This window comes from Paenibacillus sp. JT31N17 (assembly GCF_056269255.1).
In genome coordinates this window covers 160655-180699 of sequence record NZ_JBWDNP010000006.1, presented here as the reverse complement: position 1 = coordinate 180699, position 20045 = coordinate 160655, and the positions used below count along the sequence as shown (strand labels likewise).

Sequence of the window (20045 nt, the reverse complement as noted above, 5' to 3'; positions counted from 1 at the left end):
CCTCTCTTTCCCGCTACCATAAGCTGTTGCCTGACTTCCGGGCCAGATAGTTGGCGCCTGCCAGAAGTCCGACACTGATAACGGCTTTGAAGAGCCCGGCGGCCGTTGCATACGAAAACCTGGAGTTGTTAATGCCGACGCGGTATACGTAAGTTTCAATGACATCGCTGACGTCGCGGAGCACAGGGTTTGCGGCTAACAGGAGAATATCCTCGAAGCCGGCGTTCAACAGATTGCCGATTGCCAGAATCGAGAATACGATAATGACCGGCATAATTGAAGGGAGGGTGATGGCAAAAATCTGCCTGATTCTGCTGGCTCCGTCTATAGAGGCGGCCTCGTATAAATGAGGATTTATGCCTGCAATCGCGGCTAAATAAACGATAGAGGCAAAACCGATTTCCTTCCACACTCCAGTCGCCACGAGAATGGCCCAGAAGTATTCGGGAATCGACAGGAAATTCAGCGGCTCGTCAATAATGTGAAGCGCCTGCAGCAGGATGTTGATACTGCCATTATCCGTAGAAAGCATGGAAATGACGAATCCGGACACGATCACCCAGGACAGGAAGTGGGGCAAATAGCTGATGGTTTGCACGATGCGCTTGAAGGTGCGGTGACCGATTTCGTTCAGAATTAACGCCAATAGAATGGGAGCCGGGAAACCGACGCCAAGCTTCAGCATGCTGATGACTAACGTGTTGCGCATGATGGTCCAGAACTCAGGTGCCTGAAAAAACATCTCAAAGTGCTTGAAGCCTACCCAGGGGCTGTTTAGAAAACCTTTGAATATGCTGTAGTCCTGAAAAGCCATCAATACTCCGTACATCGGGATGTAACTGAACACAAATATGAAAAGCAATGCCGGCACTACCATGAGTTGAATATCCCATTGCTGCCACAAACGTGTCAGTCTGGAGGTTTTCGTCTGCAGCATCTGATTCCCCCTTAACAATTCGTTATTTCCTTATTATAGAGGGACAAATGCCGTTATTCTCCATCAAATCGCTTATAAAGCAACACTATCTTACTGTTTGTTTCCACTCTTGGTTCTTGAGTTTTTTAGGCGAGGCTCCGATATGCTTCTTAAACAGGCGATTGAAATTGGATAAACTGCGGAAACCGCATTCATGGGCAACATCCATAATTTTCATCGTATTGCTATCAAGCAGCTCAATAGCGCGTTCCAGGCGGATATGAATCAAATAAAGCAAAGGCGGAGTATCGACCGCGTACCGGAACAGATCGCTGAAGCGGGAGGGGCTGAGGTAAACGAGCGAGGCAAGCTCTTCCAGCGTCCATGCATGGGTATAATTTTCCTCCATCGCATGAATGACGTTGCGTATTTTCTCTAATTGCTGGGCGTTGATGGCCTGTTTGGCGCGGTTCATGCTTGTATTGCGGAAGTGTCTGTTAACGGTAGCCAGGAAACGGAGCATAATGGAGTAAACGATGGATTCATAGGAGCTTTCTTTACGGTTATGCTCATCCTGAATTTCCAGCAGAAGCGAGCGGAGCATCCCGATTTGCTGATTATTCCGGTCGAGCAGATTCGTAAAACTAACCCCCATCTCCTTGAATGGCGACAGGATGACGGGATCGTACCTGAGGCTGCTCATAAACCAGGAAGCATCGAACGATATGACCTGCATGACCAGATCTTTTGTCTCGTAAGCGCGGTGAAGATCATTTGAATTAATGAGCAAAATATCTCCCTGCTGAAATTCAAACGTCTGTCCGTTAATGATGTAATAGCCTGTCCCGGCTTTAATGAAGTTGATTTCCAATATATCATGCCAATGAAGCCTCTGGTAGTGGGCGTTGACGCCAATCGTGTCGACAACCTGAACGGGATATTTTTTTGCTAATATCAGTTTTTCCTTCGGGATTTCCGAAGAATATGCTTGTGCCATGCCCATCGCTCCTTACTATTTATTCAAGTCTGTTGAATAATAAGGTTCTCCCATAATGGAGCAGTCTTTACAGCTTATTTATATTTAGAGTATACCATTGTTAACCATATTTGGTTTCTGCAAATAAGAGGCTAATAATGGCTTCCATTTTGTTGATCTATTCAACTGACACGGCGTTAATAGTATAATGTATCGTGTGTTTCTGCAATAAACGGAATGGAGCTTTAAGAGGCAGCCAGATAGATTGAATCAAAGAAAAGATGGGTCGTTTAATCATTCAACACAAAAAAAAAAGCGGGGCCGCTCCTTATCATGGAGTGCCTCACTTTATCAACGGGTTAAATTTCAGTGTTTCATGCATAAATAATAATGATGACAAGGAAGGTTGTTCAATCATGCAAATATCCGAGATGCAAAAACATACCAAAGAATTCAGTATCGAGAAGGGATTCGACAAGTCTACCATTGAACAAAGATCGCTTTTTCTGGTTACCGAAGTAGGGGAGATGGTCAAGGAGCTATTGCATATTTCCTATCATCCGGATCATGAGAAGATGGAAGAAATCAAAGATCGTCTTGGTCTGGAAATGTACGATATAGTGTGGAATATCTGCGACCTTGCCAACAAGCTGGATATCGACCTGGAACAGTCTTTTCAGAAAAAGACAGAGATCAATAAGACCAGGACATGGTAATGGAATAGTTCACTTTATTGTTTTTGGTAGGTCTCATTCAGAAACTTTACAGATTGGTTAATCAATGCCTTCAAAACTTCATGATTAATGTCATCTGCTTTGTTAATGTAGACGCAGGCTTTCCCTGATGTATGTTTTCCGAGCTTCTGCAATAGCGCCTCCCGCTCCGTGTCGCCTGTCGCAAAATACAGGCTGATCTTGGCTTTTCGGGGTGAAAAGCCAACGAGCGGGGCATTACCCTCGTGACCAGAATCGTATTTGTAGTGATACGAACCAAACCCGATTATACTGGTGCCCCACATTTTCGCAGGATAACCAGTCGTTTCTGTAAATATATCCAGCAGCTTATAGGCGTCTTCACGTTTCTTAAGATTCTCGACATTTTCAATAAACTCAATAACAGAGTTGTCGGTTTCTTTTGTTTTCTGTTCATACATAGGCAGGATCTCCCTTACTTTACACAGTGCAGGACTTTAACGTTACAGTATCATGTATGCAGACAGGCTGTCAAAATCGGAAATGCGGATGCCGAAAATTAACTTGAACTATTCTATTGAATTAATACTATCTTGTTTGCAAAAAAATCCTATTGCTGTAAAACTGCCAATGAATTAGGTTTAAGGAGTCACAATAATTGTGATAAATAACCAATTATAGGAGGCTCTAGTTAATGGGAAACGTACGGAACTGGAAGCGGTCTATGAAGAAAACCGGATTGTGCTTGCTTGGCTCCATTCAAATTGCGGCTGTTTGCTCACCTTTGCAAACGGTTACAGCAAATCCCGCGGATGCTGTAACCGGGCAAGCGCAAGAGAAGAGACAGATGGAATATCTGGACCGCGGACTGGTGGCGGTTAAAACCGATGGGGGGGTCTTCGTCAGCTGGCGGCTGCTGGGTACAGAACCGTCTGATATTTCATTTAATCTTTACCGTGACGGGAAAAAAGTAAATAACGCTCCGATCTTCACCAGCACCAACTATCTGGATGCGTCAGGAACGACAAGTGCCGCATATACGGTTCGAGCCGTCTTGAACGGCAAGCAGCAGCCTGCATCTGACGAAGTGAGCGTTTGGGGTGGATCATATCTCGATGTTCCCCTGCAAAAGCCGGCTGACGGGACCAATCAGGATGGCTCTGTGTACACGTATAACGCTAACGATGCAAGTGTCGGAGATGTGGATGGGGACGGTCAATACGAGCTTATTCTGAAATGGGATCCTTCCAATTCCAAGGACAATTCGCAAAGCGGTGTAACCGGTGAAGTATATATCGACAGCTATAAGCTGGACGGTACCCTTCTGTGGAGAATATCACTTGGCCGCAACATCCGCGCCGGAGCCCATTACACGCAGTTTATGGTTTATGATTTGGATGGTGACGGTAAATCGGAAGTGGCCATGAGAACGGCTGACGGTGCCGTAGACGGCACGGGAAAAGTCATAGGCGACCCCAACACGGATTTTCGGACTGCTGAAGGTTATGTGTTATCCGGTCCGGAATATCTCACCTTGTTTGAAGGCGCAACCGGGAAAGAAATGATTTCCGTACCTTTTGAACCAGCGCGGGGAAATATCACCGATTGGGGCGATGACTACGGCAATCGTGTCGACCGTTTTCTTGCAACCATCGCCTACCTCGACGGCAAAAGACCGAGTCTGGTCATGGCTCGCGGCTACTACGCTAAAACCTCATTGGCAGCCTACAATTGGAGAGACGGCAAGCTCACCAAGCAATGGTCCTTTAACAGCAACGGCAATCCCGCCTATGAAGCCCAGGGGAATCATAATTTGACTGCGGCCGATGTGGATGGCGACGGGAGGGATGAAATTGTTTACGGTGCCATGACCTTTAGTGAGGACGGTCAAGTTCTGTATGGCACGGGATTGGGTCATGGCGATGCGCTTCATGTAGGGGATCTGGATCCCGACAGGCCGGGTCTGGAAGTATTTAAAGTCATGGAGCATAAAGATTCCCCGTATGGCGCAGCGGTTTGGGATGCCTCTACGGGCCAAACCATCTGGGGGATATTTACAGGTACGGATACGGGCAGGGGGATGTCGGCCGATATCGATCCTACCTATTTGGGCGAAGAACAATGGGCCGGCTCCGGCGTTGGCCTAAATACCGTAAAAGGCCAAAAAATAAGCAGCTCTACGCCATCTTCTACTAACTTCGGCATCTGGTGGGATGGTGATTTGCTTCGTGAGCTTCTGGATCATAATTACAATTCGGCCATAGGAGCAGGTCCCGGCAAGATTGACAAATGGGATTATATAAATGTCAAGACCAACAACCTATTGACTGCGGAAGGGACGCTGTCCAATAATTCTACGAAAGGCACTCCGAGCCTGCAGGCCGATATTCTGGGCGACTGGCGGGAAGAAGCGATCTGGAGAACAGCCGACAGCAGCGCGCTGCGAATTTATACGACGACAGCGATTACGGAGCATCGCCTTCCTGCGCTCATGCACGACCCGCTATACCGTCTGGACGTGGCTTGGCAGAATGTAGCTTACAACCAGCCTCCGCATACCAGCTATTATTTGGGAGAAGGTATGATACAGCCTCCAGCGCCTGACATTTATGTAACGTATATCGCGGATGTGAACGTAAGTCCCGGCTCGCTGAATCTTAAGAGCCGTGGAGGAGATCATTCTGTGACGGTTCATATAAATATCCCGGAATATAATAGAGACTCCAATGTAAGCTTGTCATCCGTTTCCATGAGCGTGAATGGCGGCACTTTGCAAGGGGGAGATGCCAAAGGGGATAGTTCCAAGGGATTTACGGTTAAATTTGACCGGCAACAGCTGATTAACCTCCTTTCGGGGCAAACCGGCGAGGTCCAAGTGAAGGTTAACGGAGTGCTGGAGGATGGAAACCATTTTACCGGCAGTGACAGTATTAAGGTACACTAACCATATCACGCAACCGGTTGGCTCGCCTATGAGCTTTCCGATTGCTCACCTTAAATCGAATCCCCTGCGGCTTATGGCCGGAAGGGGATTTTGTCTTTTCCATCCTGTACATATTCCTAAGCTGCAATTACAATGACTATTGAAGATTATTCAGTATGACTCAGACAGCACAGAGCCGTTTGGTACAACATGGGGGTGTCAGCTTGCCAGCGCTAAAAAATTATTGGGAAACCCGTACGTTTAAAAAAAAGTTGATCATTACCTTTATGCCTCTGGTCCTTATTCCAATGATATTCCTGACCGTGCTATCAAGCTGGATCTATAGCAATCAAATTACCAAGAGCATGGATAACAATGTGGTCAATACTGTAAATCTGGTCAATGAACATTTGGACACCTATCTTGATGAGCTTACCAGGCTGTCGGTTCTCCCCTATTACAACAGCCAAATTTTGAATATTATGCAGCAGACAGGAAATATCGGCGATTCGGATTTCAAACAAATTCAAGGGCTTCTATCGCAGGCGATCCGCAACCCCAGGGAGGACCTGCAAAGCGTATCCATTTACAGGAGAGACGGACAGATTTTTTCAAGCTCCATCTATGATGCAGCCATTAATTATCAGTATGACTTCAAAAGCTCGCCCTGGTACAAGAAAGCGATTGCATCGAATGGAAAGGTCGTCTTCACCGGAAAAGTCAATGATTCACGAATTATTAACCGTCCGGAGCCCGCTTTTTCAGTCGTCAGAGCGATCAAGATTTATAATGGGCCGATCCTGGGCGTTATTATCATCGATGTGAACTTTACCGGTCTGGAAAGTATTTTCAAGCCTGTGGATCTGGGCAAGGATTCGAATATTATTGTGCTGGATGACCACCATCAGAATATCTACAGCAAAAATAACCGTTATATGGAAGCGCTACCGAATATCGATGCCTCGAATGACAGGATACAGGATATTAAAACGGCCAGCGATAAGCTGATTGTTCATCATATTGATTCTGCGGATACGGGGTGGAAGATCGTCGGAATGGTGTCCGAATCCGAGATGAATCAAGGGAAAGCCATATTATATAAAACCATTCTCACGGTAATGGCCCTTATTGTTCTGGTCATCGTCATTGTTTCCGTCTTGTTGTCCGATACGATCACGAAGCCTTTAAAGACGCTCCGAATGCTGATGGGCAAGGTGGAGAAGGGTGATTTTAACGTGGCCTATCATTCCTTGAACGGTAATTTGGAAATCAGCCTGGTCGGAAGAGCGTTCAATAAAATGAATCAGAAAATTGATGAGCTGATCAACCAGGTGCTTGAAATTCGGTTTAAGCAAAAGGAAGCGGAGCTCAATAATCTCAAGCTTCAAATCCGGCCTCATTTCTTGTTTAATAACCTTGAGGCGATCCGGGCTTTGGCGGAAATCGGTGACAGGGAGGGGATCGTGGAGATTACCTCAGCCCTCGGTGGCATGCTTCGTTACAGTCTGAATAAACAAAATTCGAAGGTCGAGCTTCGCGACGAGATTCATCAGATCCGGAATTATCTCAAAATAGAGCAGATTCGTTCGGGAGATTCCCTGATCGTCGACTATGACCTGGATCAAGAGCTTTTGAACTGCATGACGATTCCTATTCTGCTGCAGCCTGTGGTCGAAAATTGCATTCATCACGGGTTTGATCAAGTGAACGGACCGAAAAAAATCAAGATCGCGGTTCAGCCGTATGAAAGCGGTATATTCATCATGGTTCAGGATAACGGAACGGGCATGACGGCCAGCGATCAATTGAAATTGAACGCCTATCTGGCCGATGAGGCAGCTGAACTGACGTTTGGCAGCTCGGGAATCGGCCTTAAAAACCTGCATTCAAGAATTCAACTGGAGTACGGTCCGCAGTTCGGTTTAACCATCATCAGCGAGTATGGGGAGGGGATGACCGTTCAAATCAAAATCCCCAGAGTAGAGCTCCGAACACGGATTTGATGAACCAAAGGAAGGGAGAAAACGGATATGCATCGTTTATTGGTGGTCGATGATGAATGGCTGATTCGTACCGGTATCGTTCGAATGGTAGAGAGGCTGAGCCCCGAATGGTTAGTCGAACAGGCGGCAAACGGTATAGAAGCGATCGAGCGGATCAAGCAAGCTTCCTTTGATTTGATCTTTTGCGACATCAAGATGCCCGGATTGGACGGCATTGAAACGTTGGATGAATTAACCCGGAAGGGCTATCGGATTCCGGTTGTTTTTCTGACCGGGTACGATGAGTTTGCCCTCATGCAGAGCGCGCTCCGTTTAAGGGCTTATGATTATTTATTAAAGCCCATTCATGACAAGGACATAATGACCGTTTTCTCAAGCTTCAAGAAGGATTTTTTAAGCATCAACATGCGTTCCGATATACAGCAGGCCAATCTTCAGCAGTTTGAGTTCCAGCTTCTGAATGCGCTGGATTCGTTTGACGCCGACCGTGTTTTTGGCGCAATAGAGGATGGACAGGCTCTGTTAAGCGATCGGATGACCATCACGGAATATGTGGATGAAATCCTGCGGATTACGAATCATTTTTTCAGTAAGTACCGCATCCAGGGCTTCGATAAGGATTTACCTATTACATCGAATGATCTGAGCAATTTATCCCATATCCGGCATGCGATCCAAATCCGGTTTTCCTATATCAAGCAAATCGAAGGAAACGGGAAAGGCGACCATAAGATCATTAAATTGGTCAAGGAATTCATCAATACTCATCTGCAGAAGCAGCTGACGCTTGCCGAGGTCGCGGATTATGTTCATTTTAACCCTACTTATTTCAGTGAATACTTTAAGGAAAAAAGCGGGGAAACCTTCATACAATACGTAACCCGCATAAAAATCGAAAAAGCCAAAACCATGCTGATGGACCCGACCATAAAGATTAACGACATATCCGAATATCTGGGTTATAAGGATCCGAGATCCTTTAGTAAAATGTTCAAGAGTTTTCTGGGAATGACGCCGACCGAATACCGCAGTATTCAAAGTTGATAGCCAACACGGGGCATCCCGGCCTTCCAATGTGATTGGAGGGTTATTCTTTTATGCCTGAATTTTCTGAAGGAGTTGGATCATAAAATGCTCTGGCGGCGAATCGGCGGGTTGTTCGCCAGGTGCGGAAAGACCTGAAGAATTGTTCCTTATTCCGAATGTTAACACGTTTCCATAGGAAATTAAAACGGTTACAATTATCGCAGATGGTCGCGACATCAAGATTATAGGATCGAATGATGGGGGTTTAATATGAAACGGCTTACATTATCGTTGTTGGTTGGCCTTATGGTTCTTGGTACCGGTTTGTTAAGCGCTTGCTCGTCGGATAAGCCGGACTCGGCTGCGTCCGATTCTGCCGCAGCCGGCGATAAACAGGTTACGCTTAATTACTATGATTGGACCGATGAGCAGCCTTATATGGATCAAGTTATAAGCGCTTTCGAGAAGAAATATCCGACTATTAAAGTCAATGCCAGCTATGTGCCAAGCAATGATTATATCCAGAAAATTCTTGTGAATTTGTCGACGGGCGGCGGAGATATGGATGTATTCGCTACCCAAAGCACCTCAAATCTCGCTGAATACATCTCCAAGCAGGTGCTTGAGCCGCTGGACGATCTGGCGGGCTCGCCGGAACTGGCCGGAATTGCCGACCCGATCAGCCAGGTTAAATACGACGACCACATCTACGGCCTTCCCTATCGGACCAGCAAGTGGGTGCTCTACTACAACAAGGATCTCTTCGACAAGGCGGGCGTCCCGTATCCCGACGGAACATGGACATGGGATCAATATGAAGAGGCTGCCAAGAAGCTGACAAGCGGAAGCGGTCAGAATAAAACTTACGGTTCCATGAGTTATCAATCCGATAACACCTGGTGGAGGGTTCTGGCTAACATCGAAGGGGCGAATAACCCGCTGAACCCCGAAGAACTGCCGAAATTCAAACAGGTGCTGGAGTATTATTACAACCTGACCTATACGGATGGAGCACAGCAGCCGTTCGGCGAGCTGGTCGGCAATGCGGGCGCCGATTTTGCGGGACGCTTCCTTCAGGGAAGCGCAGCCATGATGTGGAACGGCGACTGGGCCGTACAGATGCTGAACGACGCCATTCAGCAGAAAGGCGTGAAGCTGAACTACGATGTCGCTCCGCTGCCGCATTGGAAAGACTCGGAGCCGGCTACGACAGGCTCGTTCGCCGCCGTCATGGTGAACAAGCAGACGAGCCATATGGATGAGGCGAAGAAGCTCTCTGAATTTATCGCTTCGGAGGAAGCGGCGAAAATCATGGCCGGCAACGGATTATTGACGGTCTGGAGCACCGATGCCGTGAAGCAGGCGTATCTGACCAAGGTGACAACGCCGGAGCATGTCAGCGTCTTCTCGGACGATACCAAGGTTCTGAGTCAAGTGCCGATGGATCCGCTGTACAATCAAGGAATCAACATTGTGAAGGAAGAGTCTTCTCTCTATCTGTTAAAGACGCAGTCGCTGGATCAAACCATGAAGAACATCGAGGACCGCATCAAAAAAGAAGTCAAATGATAAACTGAATTTCCGCAACCGCTTTCTGCCCGTCCGCGGGCAGAGGGCGCTGCCAAAGCCGTAACTTTACAGCAAAGAGGGGGAAGACATGCTCCGCTTTAAACAATACAGTATCGCGTACTTGTTCCTGGCGCCAAGTCTGATCGGCTTGCTTGTGTTTATTTTATACCCGGTTCTGGATTCGCTTTATTTGAGCTTTACGAAATGGGACGGATTAACACCAATCAAATTTATTGGACTGGATAACTATCGGGATTTGTTGACAGATCAGACCTTCGGCATTTCATTGCGGAATAATATCTATTACACGGTCGTTACCGTGCCGGTCACCATTGCGCTATCCATTCTGCTCGCGCTTGCAATGAATGTGAAGGTGCGGGGAATAAAAGTGTTCCGTGTTCTCTACTTCTTCCCGAATATTACGGCCTCCATCGCTGTCGGCATTATCTGGGCGGCGATGTTTACGCAATACGGGCCGATTAATACGATTCTGCGGTTTGTCGGCGTCAGTAATCCGCCAAGCTGGCTGGCTTCGACCTCCCTGGCGCTGCCGGCCGTCATGCTGGTCAGCATCTGGAAAAGCGTCGGCTATAACGCCGTCATTTTATTTGCCGGCCTGCAGGGCGTGCCACGCCAGCTGTACGAAGCGGCGGAGCTGGACGGAGCGAACCGGTTCAAGCAATTTTTGCATGTAACGCTTCCAGGCTTGTCGCCGGTTATTTTCTTTAGCGCCGTGACAGGGGTCATCGGCTCGTTCCAGGTCTTTGATACCGTGATGGCCATGACGCAGGGCGGTCCGGGAAGATCGACGAACGTTCTCGTCTATTACATTTACAATTCGGCCTTCCTGAACTATCGCTTCGGCGCCGCCTCGGCGATGTCCTACGTCTTGTTCGTCATCATCCTGATCCTGACGCTCATTCAGTTAAGGGTTCAAAAACGTTGGGTCACCTATTAAAGATAACCCCATAAAGTGGTTCTTTTGCATAAAGATTCTTGATCGAATAGAAAGGAGCGCGGATTGTGGAACTGACAGCGGGCGAAAGCCCAAAGAGATTGGGTCTTGGCAAGAAACAGGTCCTACGGACCGTTTCGACCTATATCCTGCTTCTGGTTGTATGCATTGTGACCGTCCTGCCGTTCATATGGATGCTGTCCGGCTCGCTTAAAAATCAGGCGACGATTTTCCAGCATTCCATGCAGCTTATTCCCACGCAGCCATTGTGGTCAAATTACAGCGACGTATGGAGTAAAATTCCATTCGGCACTTTTTATTGGAACACCGTTAAAGTCTCGGTAATATCGACAGCCGGGTCGCTTATCTCCGCATCGCTTGCCGCCTATGCCTTCGCCAAGCTGAAATTCCCAGGGAACAGCAAATTGTTTTTGCTCTACTTGGCGACGATGATGATTCCCGGCCAGGCGATTATGATACCGCAATTTACCATTATGAAGAATCTGGACCTCGTCAATACCCATTGGGCGTTAATCCTGCTCCATTTGTTCAGTCCGTATGGCGTTTTCCTGCTCCGGCAATTTTTCATTCAGCTGCCGCATGATTTGAACGAGTCCGCCCGCATCGACGGTTGTTCGGAATTCGGCATATTCTTTCGGATTGTACTGCCTTTGGCCAAGCCGGCACTCGTGACATTAGGCATATTCAACCTGCTGGGGTCATGGAATGATTTTCTTCAGCCCTTGATTTACCTGAGCAAAGAAAATCTGTACACGATCCAGATGGGGATCCGATATTTTCAACAGGTGAACGGTGCTGACTATCCGCTTATTTTGGCTGCCACCACCATGTCCCTGATTCCGATTATTATCATCTATTTGTTCGCCCAGCGGTACTTTATTGAAGGAATTGCGGTTACGGGGACCAAGGGATAAATTCAGCAATCGGAAAGGAAGCCATGAAACCGTGAATAAGAAGACATTGTTTAACGATGGATGGGAATTTGCCAAAAGCAGCCTGGAAGCTGCGGATAGTGCGGATTTGAAGTTCGAGCCTGTCGATCTCCCCCACGATTGGCTGATCTACGATACGTTAAATTTATATGAAAATAGTATAGGCTGGTACCGCAAGAAATTTACCTGTACCAATCGCGCAGACCGGATCCTGTTATGCTTCGATGGCGTGTACATGGACTCTACCGTCTATGTGAATGGTCAATTTGCTGGAGAATGGAAATACGGATATTCGTCATTCGAACACGAGATCACGGATGCGGTCGCAGAAGGGATTAACGAAATTCTGGTGAAGGTCGTGCATCAAAGCCCGAACAGCAGATGGTACTCCGGTGCCGGCATTTACCGGAATGTGTGGCTGAAGACAAGAGACCGCAATCATCTTGTTACGGATGGGATTTATATCACCACCAAACGGGATGGCGATAGCTGGCAGGTGGAAGTGGAAACCGAAATGAACCTTGATCAGGACGCGCAGCTCTCGCATACGATTCTGTACAAGGACCAGGTGATTGCTTCCGCCTCCGATAGAATCGCAGCTGGCAGTGTTCCTGCCGCACATCATTGGGTAAGGCTGCCGGTAAATAAACCGCTGTTGTGGAGCACGGATGAGCCTCATTTATACCAATTGAAAACCGAATTGCACCTGGCTGCAGCGGATGGGGACGCGAATCAACAGACGGAAATGCTCGAAACCGTCACACAGAATATCGGGTTTCGGGAAATCGAACTCAGTCCCGATCAAGGTCTTCAGTTAAACGGCAAAAAAATGAAATTAAACGGGGTTTGCGAGCATCATGATCTGGGAGCCTTAGGGGCGGCTTTTAATATAAACGCCCTTCGGAGAAGGTTTAATATCTTGAAGGATATGGGCGTTAACGCGATCCGCACAGCTCACAATATGCCTGCAGTCGAGCTTATGGATCTGGCGGACGAGATGGGGCTGCTGGTCGTCTCGGAGGCCTTCGATATGTGGGAGAGACCGAAAACGACTTATGATTACGCAAGATTCTTCAAGGATTGGGCCCGTACCGATGTGAAAAGCTGGGTCATGCGCGACCGCAATCATCCGAGCCTGCTGATGTGGAGCATCGGCAATGAAATTTACGATACCCATGCCGATCCGAAAGGGCAGGATGTAACGAGGATGCTTATGGATGAAGTGCTTCGGTATGATCCGAAAGGCAACGCCGCCGTTACGATCGGCTCGAATTATATGCCCTGGGAGAATGCCCAAAAATGCGCGGATATCGTGAAGGCTGCGGGATACAATTACGCGGAGAAGTATTATCAAAGCCATCATGCGGAGCATCCGGACTGGATTATATACGGCAGCGAGACAGCCTCCGTTGTCCAAAGCAGAGGCATCTACCACTTCCCGTTCGAGAGATCGATTCTTGCCGACGACGACGAGCAGTGCTCCGCATTAGGAAACAGCTCAACAAGCTGGGGCGCAAAGTCGGCAGAGGCCTGCATTCTTGCAGAAAGGGATACCCCCTTTTCCCTTGGCCAGTTTATATGGACCGGATTTGACTATATCGGCGAGCCGACCCCTTATCATACCAAGAACTCTTATTTCGGGCAGATCGATACGGCAACCTTCAAGAAGGATTCCTATTACATCTATCAAGCGGCCTGGACGGATTACAAGACAAGACCAATGGTCCATCTTTTTCCTTATTGGGATTTCAATAACGGTCAAATGATTGATGTCCGCGTATGCTCGAATGCGCCCAGGGTCGAATTGCAGTGCAATGGCGTTACAATCGGAACCTATGATATTGATCATGAGCATGGAACGCAGCTTGCCGGCTGGTGGAAGATTCCTTATGAAGAAGGGGAAATCAAAGCGATCGCTTATGATGAAGCCGGCCATGTCATTGCGACGGATGTCAGAAGATCCCCTCGCGATGCGAGGCGGATTGGTTTGCATGCGGATAAGGAGACCCTTATTGCGGATGGGACCGACTTGATATTTGTGGAAATAACCATGGAGGATGAGGACGGCAATCCGGTGGAGAACGCGAACAATCGGGTGCATGTACAGGTAACGGGAGCAGGCCGCCTGATCGGTCTGGATAACGGAGACAGTACGGACTATGATCCCTATAAAGGGATAAGCAGAAGGCTGTTCAGCGGAAAACTGATGGCCATCATCGCGGCTTCGCTGGAGCCTGGCAGAATTCGAATCGAGGTTTCTTCGACCGGTCTGGAAAGCGGAGCTGCAGAATTTGAGTCGCTTCCGGCGGGGGATGGGGCGTTGGAGGGCATTTCCGCAGCCATGAGAAATCAGGACCTGCCCTGCGTCATGGGAAGCAAGGAAGAAATCCCGCTGCGCAAAATTGAAATTGTAAGCGATTCGGGACAGCTGTTTAACGAATCAAGACAAGAGGCGGTTGTGCGGGCAAATCTGTATCCTGAACATGCTTCTTATCAAGAGGTGGAATGGAGCGTAGTGAACGAGGCGGGGATCGTATCCAACCTTGCCCGCATAGAAGCTTCCGGTCATGAAGCGAAGATCACGGCGCTGGGTGACGGGGAGTTTCGGGTCCGCTGCATGAGCAGGAACGGCAGCGACAAGACCAAGCTTATTTCCCAGCTGGAATTTAAGGCCTCCGGTCTGGGCACAGCATACAAGGATCCTTACGGCTTCATATCGGCAGGACTTTACGATTTCAGTAAGGGCGAAGTGGGAAACGGGAATGAAAGAGGGGTAGCGACCAGCAGAGACGGAGAAACCCGGGTAGGCTTCAGCAATATTGACTTTGGCCCCTATGGCTCTGATCTGATCACCATGCCAATTTTTGCCTTAACCAGCGACGCGTATGAACTGCAAATCTGGGAGGGAAATCCCGAGGCAGAGGGCAGTGAATTACTGGCCGATGTCATATATCAAAAAGCATCCAGGTGGAATGTGTATCAAGAGGCGGCATACCGCTTGTCCAAAAGACTCACGGGCATCACTTCGATTTGTTTTGTCCTTCAGAAGAAAGTGCATATCAAGGGCTTCACATTTGATAAATGGAATCGGGCCTTTGAGCGGAATAACGCTGCGGAAAGCGACCGTATCTATGGTGATACCTTCACCATTACGGATAATGGCGTTGAAGGCATAGGGAATAATGTTTCCCTGGAGTTTGAACAAATGGACTTTACAAGTGAAGGCGCGACGAAGCTTGTCGTATATGGCCAATCGCCTATTGATAAAAATACCATTCATATCCGGTTCGCAAACGAGGATGGCGAAAGCAATCAACTCATCGAATTCACGCAATCCGGTGGATATGAAGAGCGGGTATATGACTTGGAGAAAATAACGGGCAGCCAAAAAGTAACCTTCATCTTTTTGCCGGGAAGCCGTTTCGATTTCGGCTGGTTTCAATTTGTGAGATAAGCCGGAGAACGGCAATCCGAAATAATCCGAAAATGATAGATGGCCTTGCTCGCAAATTGATGCGAACAAGGCTATTTTTCATTTGCTGGTACAGGCGATGACAAATTTGCTGAGCCATCATTCCGCCCGGGAAAAAGACTGCATGTTCTTTTTCCAGTGGGGAGCCATCTCCGCTTGTATATCCACATGCATTTCCTGATGCGCGGTCATTGTCTGTTGCTTCAGTCTTATTTAATCCGGGAATAAACAAGGGATTTAACGGCTTCGGCACGGGTAACATTGCCGCTCGGCCGGAAAGTGCCGTCCTCATATCCATTAATGAGCCCCAGATACTGTGTTTTTAGCACGGCGTTTTTTGACCATGCCGGAATATGATTTATATCTTTGTACGGCAAATTCTCCAAAAAGCCCTTGACAGGCCCATTCTCATATTCATATGCACGGATGATCATCGATACCATTTCAGTACGGCTTATGGGGGCTGAAGGATTGAAAACATGGTCCGTATGGCCGTTTGCGATTCCAGTTTCCTGAGCTGCCGCAACATCGGCAGCAAACCAGCTGTCAGCCGCGACATCGACAAATGTTGGAAGGGCATTGGATGGCTTCAGTCCAAATGCCCGGACGAGCATGGAGACGAATTCCGCACGCGTAACCAGGCGTTCAGGACTGAATGTACTTTCCGATGTTCCCTTGACAAGGGAAGCTGCGGCAGCCGCTTCAATATAGCTTCTTGCCCAGTGGCCCGCATTAACGTCCGTATATACGGAGTCGAATGCTATCGTATGATAGACGGCCCTGGCAATCTCCTGAACGACCGGATTCCCTATGGTTTGTGCTTCGTCGAAGCTGCTGGTGGTGGTCACTTCGGTCATGACGGCAATCGCAACTTCCCTTCCAGGAATCAGGAAATAGCCGGAATCATGAGTAACGTTCCCATTCTCTCCGGTTTTGTGGGCGATCGGCAAGCCTGACAGAGCGGCGCCAAATTTGGTTTTGACCTCCTGGGCTTTCATCCAGGTGATGATCTGATCGCGGGACTTCCCGGAGAGGAAGTCTCCTTTATAAATCTTCTCAAGCAGAGCGGCAAGATCGGATGCGTCGATATAGTTGTCTTGAGCCGGCGTTGGTGCGGCTGCGAACATTTTGCGCCCGAGATGCATCACTTTCAGGCCCAATTGGTTCATTAAAGCGTCAACCTTGTCGAGTCCGACCGCATCGATCAGAACATTGGTAGCCGTATTATCCGATTGCGTGATCATCAAACGGGCCAAACGTTCAATAGTCACGTCCTGCGGAAACTTCTCATTCTGGAGAGAGCCTGTCCCGCCTACGACGTCTTCGGGATCAACGGTTATTTTCTGATCCAGCGACAATTGGCCGGCGTCGACTTCCTGCATTAACGCGGACACAAGTGCCATTTTAATTGTGCTTGCCGACGCGTAGGATTGACGGGAGCCGAGCAGCAGCTCCCGGCTGCCCTGTGATGTGCTGAGATCCTTAAGCCCGACGGATACACGGATCCCGTTCTTCGCTGCCGCTTCAATGATCGGGCTTACAGTTAGTATAAGGGCAGGCCAAGAGTCCGGAGACGGAGCAGGGGACGGGTTGTCCAATAGATAGTTATAAACTGCCCTGGCAACCCGCTGTACAATCGGATTGCCGAGTTCTTGCGCCTTTCCGGCATCTTCCGGTTTTGTAATCTTCGTAAGCACGACAATGGCGATTTCCTTGCCCGGTTCCAGAAAATACCCGATGTCATGGCTAACATCACCCAACTCGCCTGTTTTATGAGCGATGGGCTTGCCAGGCAGAGCGGCGCCAAATTTGGTTTTAACCTCCTGGCCCTTCATCCACGTGATGATTTGTTCTCGGGACTTGTCGGAAACCAAACTGCCGCTGTAAAGCATATCCAGCAGCTCCAACAGTTCCGCCGCATTGACATAGTTATCTTCAGCAGGGGATTTCGCGGGAGTCAGCATTTTCCGTCCCAACTGCATGACATCAAACCCCAAATTGTCAATCAAGGCATTAATTTTTTCAAAAGTAAGCAGATCGATGAGTACATTCGTTGCCGTATTGTCCGACTGGACAATCATTAGACGCGCCAAGCGCTCGATGGTAATATCCTGAGGGAATTTGACATTCTTCAGCGTCCCGGATCCCCCGACAACGACATCGGAATTGACCGTAAGCTTATCTTCCAGACGTAATCGTCCAGCTTCCACCTCTTGCATCAGAAGAGCAACAATTGCCATTTTGATCGTGCTCGCGGCGTAATACTTATCCGGCGAGCCGAGCAGGATTTCCTGATTGTCGTAAGTGCCGCTCAAATCTTTTATGCCTACCGAAACTTGAATCCCCTGCTTGGCAGCGGAATCGATAATGGGTTGCAGAACGGTTTTAAGGCTTGGCCATAACGGGGTTTGAGCTTCTGCCGAAACTTGCAGAGGCGATATTTGGGCAAGCAATAAAGTTGCGGCCAAAAAAACGGACAAACAAATTTTGAACGCAGGGAGTTTAAAAGTGCGCATACTTGACCCTCCTTGATCAAATGAACCTTCGTCACAACCGTCTGGTAAGCACAAATGTTGGCTGTTTATGCTTACTTGAGAGCTGGAGTACTGAGTGGGGCTTTGCGCGTCTTTGCTGCCTGCTCGAAAGAATAAGCGAGCGAAAGCAGCAGCGGCTCGCTGTAATCGCGGCCGAGCAGTTCTGCGCCGACCGGGATCCCGAGCGGCGCGGTGGCCGTCTTGGCGCTGAAGCCGCCAGGAAACGTAACGGCCGGGAAGCCGGTGCCATTAGACAATGTACCGTTTCGCTCCGGCTGATCCGGTTGGCCTGCCGGTGCGACAAGCACCTTCTGCAGCGGGTACAGGATTGCGTCAAGCTTAAGCGAGGCCATTTTGGAGGAAACGGCCAAGCGCAGTTTGTCACGGTTTAGCGTGCGATCCTTATACGTTTGATTGTTCAGACCGTCTTGTATGGCAATCTCAGATTCCAGCGTCTTCTGGATATCCGGTGATGCTGTTTTGGAATCTACCAGCTGTTTGAAGCTTTTCACAGGAGCGTCATTGCCAAGTTCGGAAAAGTAATGTTCCATTGCAGAGTTGGCCTCCCACTGGGAGGTGCCGACGATCGGTGACAACGTGTCATATTCAGGCAGTGTGAAACGGATAATGGTCGCGCCTTTTGCTTCCATCGTCTTGATCGCTTGCTCCATGATTTTATTAACCTCTGCGTGACGCTCCTCTTTGCCATACAGATTAGTCATGACGCCGATGCGCGCGCCTTTCAAGGCAAACGCCTTCAACCCTGCCGCATAGCTGGAGGGAGTTTTGCCAACACCAAATGAGGTTATTGGATCGTTGGGATCATAGCCAACCATGACGTCGAGCAGTTTTGCCGCGTCCTTCACTGTACGGGCAATCGGACCAATTTCGTCCTGCGTGAAGCTGTTTGGAATGACGCCGCCGCGGCTGATTAACCCTCTCGTCGGTCGTACTCCCACAAGACTGTTAGCGGAAGCCGGCGAACGGATCGATTGTCCGGTATCACTGCCCGTCCCCAGCACACCGAAGTTAGCCGCGATTGCAGCGCCGGTTCCGCCGCTGGAACCGCCGGGAGTGCGGGTCAGATCATATGGATTGAGAACCTGACCGCCAAGTTTGCTGATGGATACGCCGCCACGCGCGAACTCTTGCAGGTTGGATTTTGCAAGGATGATGGCGCCGGCTTTGCGCATTTTGTCGACGGTGAAAGCGTCGGATGTCGGTACCGAATCTTTCATAGCTACATTGCCGCCGGTAGTTGGCATATCATACGTGTTGAAGTTGTCCTTTAGAATGATGGGGATACAATGCAGCGAGCCGACTCGGCCTTTGCTGTTTTTGTATTGTTTATCCAGCTGTGCCGCAATGCTCAGGGCAATGGGGTTGACCGTAATGATCGAGTGAAGGGCAGGCCCTTGCTGGTCATAGGCTTTAATGCGATCAAGGTAACTTTTAACCAGAGTTGCGCAAGTGAGCGTTTTATTGGCAAATGCCGCATGGATGCTTTCTACGGTGGCTTCCTCGAGGACAAAAGGTTTGGCTTTCTGCAGGCTTACATTTGAGTTCTTGCCGTAAACGGGCAGCTGCATAACTCCAAAAAACAGACAGGCGGTCAAGAAAAGAAGTGCACTCTTTTTGATGAGTGGTTTCATTCGATTTCCTCCCATATACGTAAGGTTATATAACATTATATCAATTAGTATAGACGCAACTCTTGTAATTAAGCAATATTTAACATGGCTAAACCTGATAAATATATATATATCTGGGAGCGTAAGAGAACAAAGAAGAACGCCAACCATACCACCTAGTGATGAAGAGGTGCTGCTCATTCCGCTCGCGCTCGGGACATATCTTGAATCTCGTTTTATCTGATGCGCATAGTTGGAGGAGTGACTTAACAGTATTGCAAATTAATAGGATATTCTTTAGTATGGAAATCACTATTATTTATGTTACTTTAATTAACATGGAGAGGAGTGACAACGTATTCAAGGTGCAGTGTCAGAATGATTATCTATGAGGG

General features: G+C 48.5%; 13 protein-coding genes. 8 read left to right on the top strand and 5 right to left on the bottom strand.

What is annotated here, in order from left to right:
* Positions 1-13 precede the first annotated feature (13 nt).
* A complete protein-coding gene (locus AC0YOB_RS20580) occupies positions 14-937 on the bottom strand; it encodes an ABC transporter permease (protein WP_475794345.1) in 924 nt (307 codons plus the stop codon).
* Positions 938-1022: 85 nt separating this feature from the next.
* Entirely contained in the window at positions 1023-1913 is an 891-nt protein-coding gene (locus tag AC0YOB_RS20575) for a helix-turn-helix domain-containing protein (protein WP_475794344.1), read from the bottom strand.
* Between the two features lie 395 nt (positions 1914-2308).
* Here AC0YOB_RS20575 and AC0YOB_RS20570 point away from each other — a divergent pair, with 395 nt between their 5' ends.
* Positions 2309-2608: a MazG nucleotide pyrophosphohydrolase domain-containing protein gene (locus tag AC0YOB_RS20570; protein WP_475794343.1), complete on the top strand. Its 300-nt coding sequence runs from the start codon at positions 2309-2311 to the stop codon at positions 2606-2608.
* Between the two features lie 14 nt (positions 2609-2622).
* On the opposite strand, the gene AC0YOB_RS20565 is transcribed toward AC0YOB_RS20570, so the two are convergent.
* Positions 2623-3045 (bottom strand): DUF1801 domain-containing protein, encoded by a 423-nt coding sequence (locus tag AC0YOB_RS20565; protein ID WP_475794342.1) that lies wholly within the window; start codon positions 3043-3045, stop codon positions 2623-2625.
* A gap of 233 nt (positions 3046-3278) precedes the next feature.
* Between AC0YOB_RS20565 and AC0YOB_RS20560 the strand changes: the two genes are divergently transcribed.
* The 7 genes from AC0YOB_RS20560 (at position 3279) to AC0YOB_RS20530 (ending at position 15467) form a co-directional block, all read left to right on the top strand.
* Entirely contained in the window at positions 3279-5528 is a 2250-nt protein-coding gene (locus tag AC0YOB_RS20560) for a rhamnogalacturonan lyase (RefSeq protein WP_475794341.1), read from the top strand.
* A gap of 203 nt (positions 5529-5731) precedes the next feature.
* Positions 5732-7510 (top strand): sensor histidine kinase, encoded by a 1779-nt coding sequence (locus AC0YOB_RS20555; protein ID WP_475794340.1) that lies wholly within the window; start codon positions 5732-5734, stop codon positions 7508-7510.
* A 27-nt stretch (positions 7511-7537) separates the two neighbouring features.
* Positions 7538-8554, top strand: a complete 1017-nt coding sequence (locus tag AC0YOB_RS20550) for a response regulator transcription factor (RefSeq protein ID WP_475794339.1) — start codon at positions 7538-7540, stop codon at positions 8552-8554.
* A gap of 252 nt (positions 8555-8806) precedes the next feature.
* The gene (locus AC0YOB_RS20545) at positions 8807-10105 is read left to right on the top strand and encodes an ABC transporter substrate-binding protein (RefSeq protein ID WP_475794338.1); all 1299 of its coding nucleotides are present in this window, start codon (positions 8807-8809) and stop codon (positions 10103-10105) included.
* A gap of 88 nt (positions 10106-10193) precedes the next feature.
* A complete protein-coding gene (locus AC0YOB_RS20540) occupies positions 10194-11063 on the top strand; it encodes a carbohydrate ABC transporter permease (RefSeq protein WP_210037879.1) in 870 nt (289 codons plus the stop codon).
* 65 nt (positions 11064-11128) lie between these two features.
* Positions 11129-11995 carry a carbohydrate ABC transporter permease gene (locus AC0YOB_RS20535; RefSeq protein ID WP_475794337.1) on the top strand — a complete coding sequence of 289 codons (867 nt, stop codon included), beginning with the start codon at positions 11129-11131 and terminating at the stop codon, positions 11993-11995.
* Positions 11996-12026: 31 nt separating this feature from the next.
* Positions 12027-15467, top strand: coding sequence for a glycoside hydrolase family 2 TIM barrel-domain containing protein (locus tag AC0YOB_RS20530; RefSeq protein ID WP_475794336.1), 3441 nt, complete (start codon positions 12027-12029; stop codon positions 15465-15467).
* Positions 15468-15694: 227 nt separating this feature from the next.
* Here AC0YOB_RS20530 and AC0YOB_RS20525 read toward each other — a convergent pair whose 3' ends face one another.
* On the bottom strand, positions 15695-18001 hold the full coding sequence (locus tag AC0YOB_RS20525; RefSeq protein ID WP_475794335.1) for a serine hydrolase: 2307 nt from the start codon (positions 17999-18001) through the stop codon (positions 15695-15697).
* A gap of 71 nt (positions 18002-18072) precedes the next feature.
* On the bottom strand, positions 18073-19671 hold the full coding sequence (locus AC0YOB_RS20520) for an amidase family protein (RefSeq protein WP_475794334.1): 1599 nt from the start codon (positions 19669-19671) through the stop codon (positions 18073-18075).
* Positions 19672-20045 lie beyond the last annotated feature (374 nt).